Below are 16,633 nucleotides of genomic sequence, written 5' to 3'. Positions count from 1 at the left end.
GAGTGCCGTCGCGAGGACTGCGCTCGCGATCGACGGCGCCGGGCCACTCCGTCCCGTTCGGGATCGCGATCGACCGCGAGAGCGGGGCGGTAACCCACGACCGTGCGTATCTCGACCGATCGCTGCTACGGCCGATCGCCGCTAGGGTTCCAGTTCGACGAGTTCGTCGACGTCGGGCATCGCCGCGCTGGCGTCGGTGATCTGGTCCATTCGCTGGCCGTGTTTCTCGGCGGCGTAGCTCACCAGTTCGGTTTCGTCGACGCCCGTCTCGTCGTCTTCCGCGGAGTAGCTCACGATCTGCTGGGTGAGCTGGGCGAGTTCGCCCACGGTGCTCGTGACGAGATCGGGATCGACCCCCTCGTCTTGGACCAGCGTCTTGAGTTTCCACATCCCGAACCCGACGTGGCGGCCCTCGTCGCTCCGGATACTCGAGAACCCCTCGACGAGTCCCGGGAGCCGGGGGAGTTCCTCGTAGTCCCCGCTGAAGTTGTTCTGAACGCCGTAGTAGCCTGTCTGGGCGAGGATCCCCTCGATCGCCATGTGATAGTGACAGTACGCGAGCGCGCGATTCTCCGGCGTGTCGTCGACGAGCAGTCGGTGCATCGCCGCCTCGTTGCGCTCGAACAGTTCGTCGTAGGGCTCGTTGAACCACCGGTCCTCCATCGGCGACGATCGCTCGAGACCGCGTCGCTTCTCTTCGGGATTGATCACGGTGTGCCAGTACCGATCGAAGAAGTCGGCGTGTTTGGCCTCCTCGTAGAGCTGGGTCGTGACGAACAGCTGGTCGGCGACGTCGTCGAGGACGACCGCGAGCGGGGAGAGGTCCTCGGCGACCGCTTCTTCGCCGGCCCCGAACAGCGCGAGCGTCTCGCGAAGCCCGTCGAAGGCGTCCTCGGGAACGTCCTCGATCGCCGCCCGGTCGGCCTCGAGATCGATCTCGTGGGGGTCCCAGTGGCGCTCGACGGCGTTGCGATAGTACCGGAACGATCGGCGATCGTGATCCAGGTTCGAGCGCGTGCCATCCGTGCTCATGTCACGTCCTTTGCAGGGCGGCGAAAAAACCGTGTCGACTAGCTCCACCGTGTCTTTATGTGGTCGGTCTCGCCGGCTCGCGGCCGATGGCACAAATCCGATCCGTATCCCTGGACCGCGCGATGACACAGTTTCAAGACGATCGACGCGAACCCACAGGACATGCGACTCGAGGAGTACTGGGGGGTCGGTCCGAAAACGCGGGAACGGCTGGTCGAGGAACTCGGCCGAGAACGAGCGATCGAGGCCATCGAGAGCGGAGACGTCCGTACCCTCTCGGACGCCGGCCTCGCTCGCGGTCGGGCGACGCGGATCCTCCGCCGGGCGACCGGCGGGGACGGAATGGAGATTCTGGCGACGAGCGACGCCCGATCGGCCTACAAGGACCTGTTGAATCTGGCGGTCGAGCACGCAGTCACGCAGCGTGCTGCCGATCGAATCCGGGTGCTCACGCCGCTCACCAGCCGCGAGGCGATGGCGGACCGCCTCGACGACGTTCTCGCGGCACGCGACGCGTGGGCGGCCCTCGACGACGTTGATCGGGAGGCCGTCCTCGCGGCGTACGAGCGCTACGACGAGCGCGACGGAAGCGACCACGCCGCCGTCGAGGCCGCGCTCGCGTTGCTCGACGCCGGGGTCGATTCCGGTCCGTTTTCCGCGATCGCCGACCTCGACCGAGAGACGGTCGCCGAGGCCGCGGACGCGCTCGCGGCTCTCGACGGCGACCGCGGGCGGGTGTGCGAGGGGGCCGACGAGGAACTCGATCGACTGCGCGACGCGCTCGGGACCGTCGAGGACCTGGACGCGAACGCCCTCCAGCTGATCGAGGACCTCCGATCGGACGGCGTCCGGGACGTCGAGGGGTTCCGCGAGGCTTTCGAGGATCTCCTCCTGAGCGAGACCGACGTGACGATCGACCGGGTTCGGGCGGCCATGCCGACCGACGCGGCCGATGCGACCGACTTCGTCGGCGGAACCCTGCGGACGCTCCGATCGGACCTCACCGAGGCGATCGACGAGCGCGAAGAGACAGTCGCGATCGATTTCGAGGAGACGCTGGCCGAGGCCCACGACGCCGTCGATCAGGCGATCGAGGCCGTCGACGACATCGCACTTCACCTCTCGATCGCCCGGTTCGCACTCGAGTACGACTGTACGCGACCGGTCTTCGTCGACGGGGACGAAGCCGCCGTTTCCGTCGTCAACGCGCGAAACCTCACGCTGGCCGCTCACGACGATGGTTCCGCGGCGCGAGCCGGAGGCGGCCGCGAGGACGAGTCCGTCCAGCCGATCACCTACGGCCTCGGCGATCACGGCGTGTCGTCGATCCCCGAGAGCGTCGAAGCGCCCCCCGGCGAGGAACGCGTCGCGGTCCTGACGGGTGCGAACAGCGGCGGGAAGACGACGCTGCTCGAGACGCTGTGTCAGGTCGTGCTGCTCGCGACGATGGGGCTGCCGGTCCCCGCCGATCGAGCCGAAGTGACCCCCGTCGATTCGCTGGTCTTCCACCGCCGGCACGCGAGTTTCAACGCGGGCGTACTCGAGTCGACGCTCCGATCGATCGTGCCGCCGCTCTCGACGGGCGGGCGCACCCTGATGCTCGTCGACGAGTTCGAGGCGATCACGGAACCCGGCAGCGCGGCGGACCTGCTGCACGGGCTGGTCACGCTCGCCGTCGATCGGGACGCGCTGGCCGTGTTCGTCACGCACCTCGCGGACGATCTGGAGCCGCTGCCGCCCGAGGCGCGGGTCGACGGCATCTTCGCGGAGGGGCTGAACCCGGACCTCGAACTGCTCGTCGACTACCAGCCCCGGTTCGACACCGTCGGACGGTCGACTCCGGAGTTCATCGTCTCGCGACTTGTCGCCAACGCGGCCGATCGGGGCGAGCGCGCGGGCTTCGAGACGCTGGCCGAGGCGGTCGGCAACGACGTCGTCCAGCGGACGCTGGCCGACGCCCGCTGGGGCGAGTGACCCGATCGCCGTCGGCCACCGATCGCGGGTGAGTCGGGACCGATCGATCGCTCGAACCGTCACCGTCGGTCGTCCTCGGGCCAGTGGTCGGGCCTTGAATCGTCGCCCGTGCCACGGCCCGCGCCGCCGATCGTCCCGCCGTAGGTGTAGACCGTCCCGTCCCGTTCTTCACAGATTCGGGCCTCGAGGTACGCCAGCGCGGCCCGTCTCGAGAGCCCCCCCATCTCGACGACGTCCCCCAGGACGGTCTTGGTTGCGCGAAACCACGTTCGGAGGTCACGGTCGGCAGACCCAGGACTGACCTCGACGATCGCACCCCGGCTGCCGTCGCGACCGTCGCCCCACTCGAGCCAGCAGACGCGGGAGGAGGTGACCGCGTACTCGGCTGCGGGGGCGACGACGTACAGCGCCTCGTGGATGCAAGGATCGAGGTGCTCGGCGAGGATCCGATCGCGGGCGATCGCGTCCGCGAGCAGGTCGGCCGCGACCGCGCCGTCGGCCAGCGGCGTCTCCTCGGTGATCGCTCCGGCGAGCGAGAGGTCCTCGCCACCCCAGTGGCTGTACCGCAGGTCGTAGAGGTGGTCGGGTCGCCGGTAGGCGACGAGCGCTCTATGGCCCATCGTCCTCCCGATCGGAACGGCGTGGATTGGGCTGCCCGACGCTCGAGCGGGGTGTCGTGTGACGGGTCACGCCGGGTCTGGTCGCCCGTCCGTACTTGAACCTGCGGACGAGGTGGTGATTCTCGGCGATGCGTTCGATCGTCTCGCGATCGGAATCGCGACCGCAGATGGGCGACCGTCGACTGGCGGTTTCGAGCCCCGAACGACCCACTCAACCACAGGAAACGGTGATCCGATCGCGCGAAATCGGTTCGCCGACCGGTCCGTCGGCGTCGACGGGCTGGTCGACGCGATGGACGGTTACCGACTCGACGTCGTCGGACGCGCGCTCGCAGAAGTACGCTGCCACCGGCTCGAGGGGGGAATCGCCCGCGCCCCGCACTTTCGTGCCGTACCGCTTCCAGAGCGTGGAGGGATACCGGGCCATGGCGTTCGGCGGGCGGTCGAAATCGACCGCCGTGTCGTCGACGAGATCGATGGCCGGCCCGGACTCGCGTTCGGCTTCGACGACGTACCAGCTGTAGGCGTCCGGCGGGTTCGGTGCGAAGAATGCCCAGTTCGCACGTTCCAATTCTCCTTCGTCTACCGGCGACGGGGTGTCGACGAGCCCCGCTGCCCCGACCTGCCAGTTCGCCACGAGGAGAAAGTACGCGAGCAGCAGCGTCGCGGCGAGCCGACTTCCACGTCGAACGGGCGGCGAGCGTGCGGGACCGGCTACCGACGCTCCAGTGCCGTCCTCGATCGCTCGCGGCGCAACGCGCTCGGGACGCCGGACGACCTCGGTTCCGGCCGCGAGCCGGTCGATCGAGTCCCAGACGGGCGGTGGGAGGTACAACAGTAGCGCGGTGATCATGACGAACGGAAAGGCACCCAGACGAATCGTCGCCGCCATCCCGAGGTGTGCGGCGACGAACGCGAGGACGGTCGCAACGCGGAGCCACCCGGTCGCGAACACGAGCAGAACCGATGCGCACAGCGTCGCGGTCCAGAGCCAGTTGATCGCGGTGAGCGCCGTCGGATACTCGGAAAGGGTCGGACCCAGCAGGAAGACGAAGTCCTCCAGGTGAAGGATGCGCCGGACCGCGACGCCGCTCATCCAGGCCTCGCTCCGGAACTTGAGGATCGCGTTGATCGCGTAGATGATCGCGACGTGCAGCAGAATCGTCGCGGTCGCCACCGAAAGGATGCGAGGGCCGTCGCCGCGAGAGACACCGTACCGACGATCTCCGGGGCGACTGCGCAGCGACCACTGCCCGTCGAGCGGCAGGAACGCTCCGAAGACCAGCAGTGAGACGAGAATCGTATCGCCTCCGTTCGCCAGGTACGGGTTGCGGGCGTGCAGCGACGCGAGGAGCAGCCCCGACCCGGCCGCCGCGAGTCGAGATCGGTAGCCGACGAGCAGGCACGCGGCGAGGGCGACGGCGACCCCGACCAGCAGGGTTTGCACCCACAGCGACCCCGACTGGGCGTGCAGTGACAACCGCGCCAGTCCGGGATAGGCCTCCGCGAGGGCCGATCGCGGGAAGATTCCCCCATCCGTGTAGAACGTTTCCAGACCCGGTATCCGAAAGACGAGGAGATCGAAGAGGAGGACGAGTGCCAGCCCGATCCGGAACGCGGCCAGGGCACGGGGGTCGATCCCCAACCGCGATCGGACGCCCGCTCGCAGTGCTGCGAGCGTCACCAGTCCGTTACTGGACGTCGATTCGGAGGGGGCGGCCGTCATAGCGGATCGATCGGATGGACCCCAAGTCGTCAGCCGATGTATAAGTGTTTTCTCATAAATCCCATCTCGAGAAACCGGTGGGGAACTCCGGTCTCCTGCTTCGGAGTCGGCCGACCGATCCGGCAGAGAGGATGCTGATGGGCACAACGCCGAAATCCCTGCGCGTTCTAGCGACGACCACATGGGAACACGGATGGCCTACGACGCGATCGTTTTCGACAACGACGGCGTGCTGACGACACCGACGGATCGCGACGCGCTCGTCGAGGCGGTCCGCGCCGCCTTCGACGAGGTCGGCGTGAACGATCCGCCGGACGAGCACATCGAGACGCTGCTTCGTCCCGACGTGGACTCGCTCCGGCGGATGGCAGCCGAGCACGACGTCGCCCCCCACGACCTCTGGAGCGCCCGCGAACGCGCGGCGATCGAGACGCAACTCGAGGAGATTCGCGCCGGCAGGAAACGCCTGTACGACGACGTCGACGCCGTCGAATCGCTCGCCACGACGAACGCGATCGTCAGCAACAACCAGCACGAGACGATCGGGAACATCCTCGATCACTTCGACCTCGCGGTCGACGTCTGGTACGGCCGCGAGCCGACGCTCACGGGGATCGATCGCAAGAAACCGACGCCGTACTACCTCGAACTGGCACTCGAGGACCTCGACGCGACGAATCCGCTGTACGTGGGGGATAGCTGGGTCGACGTCGAGGCCGCCGACGCGGCCGGCATCGATTCGGCGTATCTCTGGCGCGATCACGCGAGGGGATACGCGGAGTGGACGTCGTCGAAGCCCGAACACGAGATCGAATCGCTCGCGACGATCGCCGACCTCGTCGGCCCTACCGCGGGTCGATAGGCGGGCGGATCGGCCGACGGACAGAGGTGTCCCGTTCAAACGGCGATGGAGACGTGCCGTTCGGGCCGCGATGGAGACGTCCCCATCAGGCCACGATCTGAGCCTCGGCGCGCTCCTTGAGCGCGCGGTTCATCGCCCGGAATCCGCGTGCGATCTCGTCCCTGTCGAACAGCAGGGGGACGAGCGCGCCGCGGACGGTTTCGCGCTGGAGGAGTCGCGTTCCCGAACCCTCCGCGATCGGTTCGAGGTGAAACTCGTGGTAGCCGTCGAAGGCGAACGGGACGCCCAGCCGCCCCATCCAGACGAGCCGCCAGTTCTCTTCGACGGCGAGCACCTCCGGTTTGTACGTGAACGCTCGCGACTCCGGCGGATCGATCCGGATTCGGAGCTGTTCGCCCGGCACCGGAACGCCCTCGATCGACCGGATGAACGGGTTCCACGAGGGATAGCTCTCGAAATCGAGGAGGACGTCCCAGACGACGTCCGGCGGGGCGTCGATCTCCTCGAACACCTCGACCTGATTCATGCTAACAACCTACAGCGCGGAGGGGGATGCCTGTGTCGGTCGTGGCGATACCGGCGAAATCGAAGGTGTGGCAAAGCGACGGCCCGGCCGATCGAGTCGGTCCCGTGTCGAGGGTCGACGATCGGACGGCAACGGGGCGATGATCGAACGGTACCGGATCGACGATCGGGTATCGTCCGAGCGCTACGCGCTGTCGTCGAACCCGATCGCACCAAAACCCCCTTTATCGCTCGGCCCTCAGGACCGACAATGACAGGGTCAGGTCCCCGTTCCGGTTCGCCCCGGGGTCTCTCCCGGCGGGCGTTCGTCCGGACCGCCGTGGCGATCGGCGGTGCGAGTGCACTCTCGGCGTGTCTCGGACGCGAGGACGCCGACGTGCCACAGGCCGACCTCGCCCCCGACGAGCGTCCCGATCGGCAGCACGCGTGGAACGAGTTCCTCGCGACCGACGATCACGGGAACGTCCGCCCGCCGGAACACCACCTCCTGCTCGGCCTCGAGTACGTCGGGGACGGTCCGTCAGATCAGGAACGCGCCCAGCTCGAGGACGCGCTCGCGAGCGTCGAACGCGCCTACCGGTACGGCAACGACGGCCTCGTGTCGACCATCGGGTACGGACCCGCCTACTTCGACCGGTTCGACGACGACCTCCCCGGGTCGGTCGACCTCCCCGAACCCGAGGCGCTGGCCCCGATCGAGGACCCCGAACTCGACGGCTACGACGCGCTCGTTCACCTCGCCAGCGATCACGGCCACGTCGTCCTGAGCGCGGAGGAGGCGCTCACCGGCGACCTCGACGAGGTTAACGACACCCCCGTCGAGGGAACGTTCGGGGAAATATTCGAGGTGGCCGATCGCCGAACGGGGTTCATCGGGGAGGGACTTCCGGCCGAGAACCAGGAGGGTGTAACCGGCATCCCGGACACCGAACCCGTTCCGGAGGACGCGCCGCTGTTCATGGGGTTCAAGAGCGGGTTCGAGCGCAATCAGGCGAGCGAGGACCGCGTGACGATCGAGGAGGGCCCGTTCGAGGGCGGAACGACGACCCACCTCTCGAAGATCGATCTGCGACTCGAGCAGTGGTACGAACAGGACAGCCACGAGCAGCGAGTCGCCAAGATGTTCTGTCCGGCCCACGCGTCCGAGGACCGCGTCGAGGGTGCCGGCCACAACCTCGGCGACGCCAGCGGCGTCGAGGGCTGTATCGACGACGCCGATGACGACGCCCGGAACGCCGGTATCGTCGGCCACGCACAGAAGGCCGGCCGCGCACGCGAGGACGGCGATCCGATCATCCTTCGCCGGGACTTCAACTCGACCGACGACGACCGGGCGGGCCTGCACTTCCTCGCACACCAGCAATCGATCGCCGACTTCGTGAAAACCCGGACGGCGATGACCGGCAGCGATCTCACGGCGGGTGCGGTTGGTCCGATCAACAACAACGGCATTCTCCAGTACATCACGGTCCGCAGGCGGGCGAACTATCTGGTCCCGCCGCGGCGTCACCGGGCGTTACCGACTCCGATTCCGGAGTAGGAGTCGCGTCGACCCGGGTGACTTGCCGTCACCGGTCCCGCGTCCAGTCACGCCGGCCGGGCCCAGTTGTCGTCAGCGTGACTGTCCGCTCGACCCGTCTTTCACGGCCTGTGACGTGTCCAGTCGGCCGTTCTCGGACGATCGAGTTTGCCAGCGACTACAGCACCGTTTCCACGAATTGCAACCGTATTGCCCGATTTTCTCTCGGCCGATCCGAACGGTTGTAGGATCGACAAAATCCGTTTTGAGGAACTGTACTGGCAATAAATACCTCCCTGATGATCGGAAGCCGGACCGAAACAATGGGCCGGCGGGCCGTTCGTTCAGACGAGAACCACCCCGTGACAGTATCCAACCGGAATGCACGGTCGGACGCGTCCGGGATCGCCGACGAGCGTGCGCGGTCGGCGATCGTCCGCCTCGAGAACGTTTCCCACGAGTACGGATCGACCAGCCGGGGCATTCGATCGCGGGAGGCCCGAACGGTGACCGCGCTTCGTGACGTTTCGATGACCGTTCGAGAGGGCGAAATCGTCGGACTCCGGGGACCGAGCGGCAGCGGCAAGTCGACGATCCTGCACGCGATCACCGGGCTCCTGGTGCCGACCGAGGGACGGATCGAGTTGTGCGGTACCGACCTCACGGCAGTTTCGGGTCGCGAACGGACGCAGTTGCGCCGTCGGCACGTGGGGATCGTCTTCCAGCGGTTTCACCTCCTGCCGTCGCTCTCGGCCCGTGCGAACGTCGCCCTGCCGCTCGTCCAGGCGGGCGTTCCCCGATCCCGCCGACGAGCGCGGGCGACGACGCTGCTCGAGGAGGTCGGACTCGAGGACCGCGTCTCGCACCTCCCCGGCGAACTCAGCGGCGGCGAACGACAGCGCGTCGCGATCGCCAGGGCGCTGTCGACGGATCCGGACGTTCTCGTCGCCGACGAGCCCACGGGCGAACTGGACACGGGAACCGGGACGGACGTCCTCGAGTTGCTGACCGACATCGGCCGGGATCGGGCGGTCGTGGTCGCCTCGCACGACAACTCGACGCTGGCCGTCGCCGATCGGGTGGTCACGCTCCGAGACGGGAGGGTGATCGAGGATGGACGATGACGCCGCCGACCGGGATCCCGGCGAGGTGGACGGACGGCGACGGACGCGGTGGGCCGGACTCGTCGGGCTCACGGCGACCAGGCTCTGGAAACGGGCGACCCGAACCGTCACGGGGCGTATCGCGTCGACGATCGTCGCGGTCGCGCTGACGATCGCGTTCCTGCTGGTTATCACGGGAGTCGCACTGGCGCTCGCCGAGGGCGGGGTCGCGGCGGAGACCGACGCGGACGTCCGGATCACGCCGGACGAGAGCGGGACGCTGTCGACCATCGACGGCCTCGAGGGCCCGCGACTCGGGATGGCCAACGAACGGGCCGCGACGATCCGATCGCAGTCGGGGGTCGATCACGCCTCCCCGGTGCTGCTCGAGACGGTGCGACTCGAGTCCGCCGAGGGCGAGCCGCGAACGGTGCTCCTGGTCGGCGTCGCTCCCGACGGGGAGTCGCGGACCGTCGCGGGGCTCCCGACGACCGACCTCGAGCCGGTCGATTCGCGGGGCGACGGCGGCGGGGACGGGCGGTCGTCGGACGCGGGGATCGTCCTCTCCAGCGCGGCCGCGGACCGCCTCGACGCGTCCCAGGGCGACGAGGTCGCCGTCTCGAGCGTCTATTCGGGATCCGGAGGGCCGTCGCTGACCGTCACGGCCGTCGAGGAGTCGAGAGCGGACGCGGAGAGCGACGTTCCCGTCGCGCTCGTCCGACTGGACGAACTGCAGGCGGTCGCCGGCGCCGACGACGGGCAACTCGCCACCCAGCTTCTGGTGTGGGGCGAGCCTGACGCGGCGGCGTCGGCCGCCGAGGAGGCGTACCCATACGCCACGGTCGAGTCGACGGCCGGCGGCGATCCGTCGACGCTGTTCGGCGACGGGCTGGCACTCGCGACGAGCCTGCTCGCGCTCGTCGTCGGCGTGACGATCTGCGCGGCCTTCGTCGCGACGACGATGGGACTGACCGTCGACCAGGATCGCCGTGCGATGGCCGTCCTCGAGGCGGTCGGCTTTCCGGCCCGGAGCCGGCTCGCGGTCGTCGCACTGACGACGGGAATCACGACGCTCTGTGGCGCACTCCTGGGGCTCTGTCTCGGCGTCCTCGGGATCACTGCCGTCAACGCGATCGCGAGCGCGACCCTCGCCTCGGACACGGTCGCGATCGTCACGCCGCTGTTCGTGCCGTACGCGATCGGCGTTGCACTGCTGGCCGGGCTGGTAGCCGTCCCCTACCCGCTCGCGGTCGCCTCCCGGACGACCGTCCTCGAGGAGGTGAGTCGATGAGCGTCGGCGGGCTGGCCGTGCGGGCGAGCGCCGTCGTCGGGATCGCCGTCGCACAGCTCCGACGGGCACCCGGTCGGACCGCGCTCACCGTGCTCGCGGTCACGCTGGCGGTGCTCTCGGTGACGCTGCTTGCGGGCCTCGGAATCGGCGTCATCGAGAAGGGGGAGGACGGCCTCGACAGCGCGGATCGCGACATCTGGATCTCGAGCGAGCCCGTCGATCCGGCCGCCAGCGGGACGGAGAACCCGATCGCCGACTCCCACGGCGTCACGAGAGCGGTCACGGCACGGGACGACATCCAGTCTGCGACCCCGATCGCGATGCACGTGGTCTACGTCGGCACGGAGCCGTCGGACCTGGAACGTCGATCCGCGGTCGGGGTCCACGAAACCCACGACGGGTTCGACTTCGAGGAGGGTGGCGGCTTCGAACTCGACCAGGAGGACGTGGAGGCAGCCAGTGGCCCCAGTCCCGACGAGGTCCCGAGCGGCGAAATCGTGATCGACCCGCGGATCGCCGAGTCCCACGACGTCGGCGTCGGCGACACGATCTACGTCGGCGCGAGCCGCGAGGGGGAAGGGGCGAGGGAGTTCACGGTCGTCGGAATCTCCGGGCACCACTCGCAGTACCTGGGCTCACCAGCGGTGACGGTCCCCCTCGTCGACCTGCAGGTCGTCACAGGCACGGCAGGGACGGATCGCGCGACGTTCGTCACCGCCGACGTGACCGAGGACGCCGATCGGGACGCCGTCCGCGACGACCTCGCCGAGGAGTATCCGGAGTACGACGTCCGGACCAGCGACGAACAGGTCGAAGCGATGATCGAAGAGCGACCGATCGTGCTCGCGAGCGGCTTCACGCTGGTCGGCCTCGCCGTCGTCGGTGGCGTCGTTCTCACGGCCAATCTGTTCGTCCTCGTGACCTCCCAGCAACGCGAACAGCTCGCCGCCCTCCGGGCGCTCGGGCTCTCTCGCTGGCTCCTGGCCGGGACGATCGGCGTGCAGGGACTGGTCGTCGGCCTGCTGGGTGGGCTCGTCGGACTCGCGGCGACACCACCGATCGCAGCCGCCCTGAACCGGCTTGCGGCCTCGGTCGTCGGGTTCGAACGGCTCCTGCGGACGTCCCCCGAAGTCTACGCCGCCGGCTTCCTCCTCGCCGTCGGCGTCGGGACGCTCGTCGCGCTCGTCACCGGCTGGCGTGCCGGGCGGTACTCCCGAATCGAGCACCTCGAGGAGTGATCGGGGGTAGCTCGAGTCGGTCGGGACGTGTGTCGGAGTTCTCGTTCCTACCGCAGGCGTCCGCGTCGCCGTTCGGGTCGATCGTCGGTCAGCCGAGTTTCGATCGGTCGGGCGGCTGATCGTGCTCGGCGCGATGCTGGAGCATCGCGTCGTACTGCTCGACCGCGAAGACGCAGTCCGATCGCGGTCTGGCGACGCAGGTCGTCTTCGGGGTAGTACCGTTTCGCACGGCCGTGATCGACCTCGGCGTCGATTCCGTCACGTGTGGCTCGAGGACACGGATGGGCAGCCGAAAAACGATCCGCGGGCAGGCTCAGGCGCTCGCGGCGAGTGGCGCTTATAATGAGTGACGATCGGCGACGGGTGGCGCTCGTAGAACCGACGACGGGTGGAGACGCTCACAGAAACGACGGCGGGTGGAGACGCTCACAGAAACGACGGCGGGCGGAGACGCGATCGAACCCGGCGTCGATGGCGGTCTCCCGCCCAGTTTCCCGGCGTTCATCACGAATGCCGTCGCATCATCCACATACCAGACACTTCGGACGAGGGACCAGACCCCTTCCTCTCACCCGTTCTGGCCGCTCTCTCCCACAGTATCTTTGCACTCGAGGTCGATTCAGAACGCGATGCGCGCCGCAGCCTTCACCGAATTGAGTGGTCCGGATGGGGTAAGCGTGATCGACAAGCCGTCCCCTGACCCCGGCCCCGACGAGGCCGTCGTCGACGTCGAAGCCTGTTCGATCAATCGACACGATCTGTGGGTCCTCGAAGGGGATTCGGCGATGGTCGACGCCGACGATCTCCCGTTCGTGACGGGACTGGATCTCGCTGGTGTGGTCCGCGAGGTCGGGACAGACGTGTCCGGAATCGACCCCGGGGACAGGGTCGTCCTCTGTCCGAACCAGACGTGCAGGTCGTGCCGATTCTGCAGGGAGGGGCCGGAGAACATGTGCGAGCGGTTCTCACTGTACCACGGCGGGCTTGCCGAGGCAGCCTGCGTCCGGGCCGATCGACTCCTCGAGTTAGCCGCCGACGTGAGCGCGACGACTGCCGCCTCGCTGCCGACAGCGTACACCACGGCATTTCACATGCTTCGGCGTGCCGACGTTGGCCCGGCCGACCTCGTCTTTGTTCCCGGCGCAACGGGCGGTGTCGGCGTCGCGACCGTCCAGCTCGCGTCTCTCCTCGGTGCTCGAACGATCGGGACGTCCTCGTCAGGAGCGAAACTCGATCGCGTGCAGGAACTCGGCCTCGATCACGCGATCTGCGCGACGGACACCGACGAGATCCACGCGGCAGTGACGGAGATCGGCGAGCCTGACGCGGTCATCAACCATCTCGGTGGTGAGTACACCGCGCTCGGACAGGACGTGATGCGACGCGGTGGAACGATGACCATCTGTGGGCGAACGGCGGGGGACACGTCGTCGATCGACGTCCCGGATCTGTTCCTGGAACACAAACGCGTCGTCGGGTCGACGATGGGAACACAGGACGACCTGCGTCGACTCGTCGACCTCGTTGCAGAAGGCGAACTCGAACCGGAAATCGACGAGACGTACCCGCTCGAGGAGACGAACACGGCCTTCGAAGCGATGGAGGACCGTGAGAGCGTCGGAAAGCTCGTCCTCGAGCCGTAGTCTCGAATGGCCGTCGTTCGTCTGCGCTGGACACGAACGAGTGTCACCTTCCCGGTCTTTCAACCACCGAGTGGGACTGAAAAGGGTGTTCTCGATGTTGTCTCTCGAACATTTCCGATAGCACTCGTCGTTCGATCCCGGACCGAGCGGCCGGAACGCGCTGGCCCGATCTATTTCCGTCGGGTCGGTGTCGACTTCCTATGACTGACATCGCGATCACCGGCGCGTCCGGCCGGGTCGGGCGACAGGCGATCGAGGCGCTGTCGGACGAGGATCTGACGCTCTTTTCGCACAGCGAAACCGAGGATCTGGACACCACGCCGATCGAAATCTCCGATCGGGACGCGTTCGTCGACGCGCTGGGGGACCAGGACGTCCTGATCCACCTCGCGGCCAACCCGAGTCCGCGAGCCGAGTGGGACGCGGTTTCGGGTCCGAACGTCGACGGCGCCTACAACGCCTACGAGGCGGCCGAGGATCACGGCGTCGAGCGCGTCGTCTTCGCGAGTTCGAACCACGCGGTCAACATGGGGAACGCGGTCTCCTCGATTCGCCCGGAGTCGACGATCGGGTCGCCGGCCGTCATCCGACCCGACGACGCGCCCGATCCGGACACGTACTACGGCGTGACGAAGGTCTTCGGCGAGGCGATGGGGTCCTATTACGCACACCGGGTCGGTATGGACGTGGTCAACCTGCGGATCGGCTGGCTCCTCTCCCGGGACGAACTCCGGGAGGAGGTCGCGGACCGCGACGCCGCCGGGGAGCGCTACGCCCGCGCGATGTGGCTCAGTCCGGACGACTGCCGGCGGCTGATCCGGGCGGTCGCGACCCGGGCGCTGTCGAAGACGCCGACGGTCGCCCACGGCATCTCCCGGAATTCGGAGCGGTTCCTCTCGTTGACGGAGACGATGCTCGAATTCGACTATCGGCCGCAGGACGACGCGGCCGAGGTGCTCGACGACGAGGACGACGGGCGAGACGGACTGACGACGACGTGACGGGATTCCGAGAATCGATCGGTTTGCCTATCGAGGCGGGTTCCGAAAGGACGTCGCATCCGAGGCCGTCGTCCGGTTTCGACGCCGTTCCTCGAGACCGAAAGACGGAATATCGGAACGGTCGTAGGCTTACACATGTCAACCAAGGTGTCGGAGTCGACGGGCTACACCGAGAACTTCCAGATGTCCGCCTTCGGCTACATCATGGCGGCGATTCTCGTCATCCTGCTATTGCCGCTGCTCCCGGTCTTCGCGGTCGCGTGGATCATCTGGCGCGTCTTCCGATCGGACGAGGAGATCGAGGAGAGCTTCGAGTCGTGGCGGGAGGGATCCCAGCGCCCCCCGAGCGGGACGTAGAGCGTTCGTAGATCGTTTCTTCTGTTCCGTCGTTCGAAACGGCCCCTCAGTCGTCGGCACTCGCCGCCGCGAGGGCCGTCGGCGGACTTCCGGGAAGGTCGTCCCGATCGTGTGGCTCGTCGAAGGCGAGTTCCGGACCGCGGGCGACGATGCGGTGCGGGTTGACGCCCGGGTGCGTCGTGTAGTAGTGTTCTTTGATGTGATCCATGTTCACCGTCTCGCCGATGCCGGGCGTCCCGTACAGGTCGCGGAGATACGGCCAGAGGTTGTCGTACTCCCGGACGTACTGGACGTTACACATGAAGTGGGTGTGATAGACCTCGTCGAACCGGACGAGCGTCGTGAACATCGCGATATCCGCCTCCGTGAGCCGATCGCCGGCCAGATAGCGCTGGTCCGCGAGCACGTCGTCCCAGTGGTCGAGCGCCGAGAACAGGTCGTCGATCGCTTCGTCGTAGGGCTCCTGTTCGGTCGCGAACCCGGCCCGGTAGACGCCGTTGTTGATCGGTTCGTAAATCTCGTCGAGGATCCGATCGACCGCCTCCCGGTACCCCTCGGGGTAGAGGTCGACTTCGTTCTCTCCGATCCCGTCGAACGCGGTGTCGAGCATTCGCATGATCTCCCTCGACTCGTTGTTGACGATCGTGTCCCGTTCTTCGTCCCAGAGCACGGGGACTGTCACTCGACACGTGACGTCGGGATCAGCCCGGACGTATAGCTCCCGGAGGAAGTCCGCGTCGTGGACGTGATCGCGGGTACACCCCTCCTTCTCGGGGGTGAACTGCCAGCCGTCCTGGTCGCGGTACGGGTCGACGACCGAGACGGAGACGGCGTCTTCGAGGCCCTTCAGTGCGCGCGTGATCAGGGTGCGATGGGCCCAGGGGCAGGCGGCGGAGACGTAGAGGTGATACCGCCCCGCTTCGGGCTGGAACTCGGCGTCGGGATCGTCGCGGATCCAGTCCCGGAACGTCGTCTGCTGTCGCTCGAACGATCCCTCGTCGGTGGTCGATTCGTTCGCGTCGGTGCGCCACTCGCCGTCGACGAGCATGTTCATGCCCCGGAGTACGGACTGGAGGAAAATAGGCGCTCGCTAACGGTCGTGTTACCGCCGTCGAGAGTGCGACCGGTTGATCCGACGAGATAACACGCGTGATAGTTGGTAACCCTCGTATCAGATAAGATATATTTGGGTTCGAAAACGAACTAGATAACGTAGTGATACTGAATACCGACTCACTGCTCACGCACCGACTCACAGACGACGCACCCGGCACGGCGGGGTGGGACTGATGGTCGTCGACGCTGGCCCCGGTGCGATCGCGTTCCTGCTCGCTCGAGTGCTCTTCGGCGGGTTGCTCGCGTTCCAGGGACTCAATCACTTCGCGAACGCCGACGCGATGACCGGCTACACGGAGGCGAAGGGAGCCCCCGCTCCCCGGCTGAGCGTCCTCGCCTCGGGCGGGGTCCTCGTCGTCGGCGGACTGGGGATCGCGCTCGGAGCCTTCCCGGCGATCGCCGCGGGGCTACTCGCGGCGTTCTTCCTCGTCGTGACGCCGGTCATGCACGACTTCTGGGCGGTTCCCGAGGATCAGCAGCAGTCCGAGATGACCGACTTCATCAAGAACGTCGAACTGTTCGCCGGCGCACTCGTCTTTCTCGTCCTCGCCCTCGGCGTCGAGTCGTGGGCGTACGCGCTGAACCTCGGGCTGTAGACGGACCCGGGTTCGTCCCGGTCGAGTCCG

At 67.4% G+C, this 16,633-nt stretch carries 16 protein-coding genes; 10 read left to right on the top strand and 6 right to left on the bottom strand.

The annotated features are described in order from the left end of the window. Nucleotides 1-141 precede the first annotated feature (141 nt). Nucleotides 142-1,032, bottom strand: a complete 891-nt coding sequence (locus tag MUG98_RS13680) for a ribonucleotide-diphosphate reductase subunit beta (protein ID WP_265108004.1) — start codon at nt 1,030-1,032, stop codon at nt 142-144. Between the two features lie 162 nt (nt 1,033-1,194). On the opposite strand from MUG98_RS13680, the gene MUG98_RS13675 reads away from it, so the two are divergent. Continuing rightward, on the top strand, nt 1,195-3,006 hold the full coding sequence (locus tag MUG98_RS13675; RefSeq protein WP_265108003.1) for a MutS-related protein: 1,812 nt from the start codon (nt 1,195-1,197) through the stop codon (nt 3,004-3,006). A gap of 59 nt (nt 3,007-3,065) precedes the next feature. Here MUG98_RS13675 and MUG98_RS13670 read toward each other — a convergent pair whose 3' ends face one another. Both MUG98_RS13670 and MUG98_RS13665 read right to left on the bottom strand, forming a co-directional pair. Then, entirely contained in the window at nt 3,066-3,626 is a 561-nt protein-coding gene (locus MUG98_RS13670; RefSeq protein WP_265108002.1) for a DUF6735 family protein, read from the bottom strand. 211 nt (nt 3,627-3,837) lie between these two features. Beyond that, nucleotides 3,838-5,352, bottom strand: coding sequence for an HTTM domain-containing protein (locus tag MUG98_RS13665; RefSeq protein ID WP_265108001.1), 1,515 nt, complete (start codon nt 5,350-5,352; stop codon nt 3,838-3,840). Between the two features lie 181 nt (nt 5,353-5,533). On the opposite strand from MUG98_RS13665, the gene MUG98_RS13660 reads away from it, so the two are divergent. Continuing rightward, entirely contained in the window at nt 5,534-6,214 is a 681-nt protein-coding gene (locus MUG98_RS13660; RefSeq protein WP_265108000.1) for an HAD family hydrolase, read from the top strand. Nucleotides 6,215-6,299: 85 nt separating this feature from the next. On the opposite strand, the gene MUG98_RS13655 is transcribed toward MUG98_RS13660, so the two are convergent. Next, complete coding sequence (locus MUG98_RS13655; RefSeq protein ID WP_265107999.1) at nt 6,300-6,740, bottom strand: SRPBCC domain-containing protein; 441 nt, start codon at nt 6,738-6,740, stop codon at nt 6,300-6,302. Between the two features lie 249 nt (nt 6,741-6,989). Between MUG98_RS13655 and MUG98_RS13650 the strand changes: the two genes are divergently transcribed. From MUG98_RS13650 to MUG98_RS13635, 4 genes are all read left to right on the top strand, one after another. Further along, nucleotides 6,990-8,279 carry a DUF7405 family protein gene (locus MUG98_RS13650; protein ID WP_265107998.1) on the top strand — a complete coding sequence of 430 codons (1,290 nt, stop codon included), beginning with the start codon at nt 6,990-6,992 and terminating at the stop codon, nt 8,277-8,279. 341 nt (nt 8,280-8,620) lie between these two features. Further along, the gene (locus MUG98_RS13645; protein WP_425601052.1) at nt 8,621-9,382 is read left to right on the top strand and encodes an ABC transporter ATP-binding protein; all 762 of its coding nucleotides are present in this window, start codon (nt 8,621-8,623) and stop codon (nt 9,380-9,382) included. Then, on the top strand, nt 9,372-10,652 hold the full coding sequence (locus MUG98_RS13640) for an FtsX-like permease family protein (RefSeq protein WP_265107997.1): 1,281 nt from the start codon (nt 9,372-9,374) through the stop codon (nt 10,650-10,652). The genes MUG98_RS13645 and MUG98_RS13640 overlap by 11 nt, the downstream gene beginning before the upstream one ends. Beyond that, nucleotides 10,649-11,890 (top strand): ABC transporter permease, encoded by a 1,242-nt coding sequence (locus tag MUG98_RS13635; RefSeq protein WP_265107996.1) that lies wholly within the window; start codon nt 10,649-10,651, stop codon nt 11,888-11,890. Before MUG98_RS13640 ends, MUG98_RS13635 begins: the two co-directional genes overlap by 4 nt. 88 nt (nt 11,891-11,978) lie before the next feature. Here the strand turns inward: MUG98_RS13635 and MUG98_RS13630 are convergent, their stop codons facing one another. Continuing rightward, nucleotides 11,979-12,119, bottom strand: a complete 141-nt coding sequence (locus MUG98_RS13630; protein ID WP_265107995.1) for a hypothetical protein — start codon at nt 12,117-12,119, stop codon at nt 11,979-11,981. Nucleotides 12,120-12,519: 400 nt separating this feature from the next. Between MUG98_RS13630 and MUG98_RS13625 the strand changes: the two genes are divergently transcribed. The 3 genes from MUG98_RS13625 to MUG98_RS13615 all read left to right on the top strand — a co-directional run bounded on the left by MUG98_RS13625 (nt 12,520) and on the right by MUG98_RS13615 (nt 14,891). Continuing rightward, on the top strand, nt 12,520-13,533 hold the full coding sequence (locus MUG98_RS13625) for an alcohol dehydrogenase catalytic domain-containing protein (protein WP_265107994.1): 1,014 nt from the start codon (nt 12,520-12,522) through the stop codon (nt 13,531-13,533). 200 nt (nt 13,534-13,733) lie between these two features. Next, entirely contained in the window at nt 13,734-14,534 is an 801-nt protein-coding gene (locus MUG98_RS13620) for an NAD-dependent epimerase/dehydratase family protein (protein WP_265107993.1), read from the top strand. A 135-nt stretch (nt 14,535-14,669) separates the two neighbouring features. Continuing rightward, on the top strand, nt 14,670-14,891 hold the full coding sequence (locus MUG98_RS13615; protein ID WP_265107992.1) for a DUF7535 family protein: 222 nt from the start codon (nt 14,670-14,672) through the stop codon (nt 14,889-14,891). A gap of 46 nt (nt 14,892-14,937) precedes the next feature. On the opposite strand, the gene MUG98_RS13610 is transcribed toward MUG98_RS13615, so the two are convergent. Further along, entirely contained in the window at nt 14,938-15,945 is a 1,008-nt protein-coding gene (locus MUG98_RS13610) for a glutathione S-transferase family protein (protein WP_265107991.1), read from the bottom strand. Nucleotides 15,946-16,180: 235 nt separating this feature from the next. Here MUG98_RS13610 and MUG98_RS13605 point away from each other — a divergent pair, with 235 nt between their 5' ends. Beyond that, nucleotides 16,181-16,603: a DoxX family protein gene (locus MUG98_RS13605; protein WP_265107990.1), complete on the top strand. Its 423-nt coding sequence runs from the start codon at nt 16,181-16,183 to the stop codon at nt 16,601-16,603. Nucleotides 16,604-16,633 lie beyond the last annotated feature (30 nt).

The organism is Halosolutus halophilus (genome assembly GCF_022869805.1).
Lineage (GTDB): Archaea > Halobacteriota > Halobacteria > Halobacteriales > Natrialbaceae > Halosolutus > Halosolutus halophilus.
The sequence above is the reverse complement of the archived record's forward strand: the minus strand, read 5'-3'. Positions and strand labels throughout refer to the sequence as shown.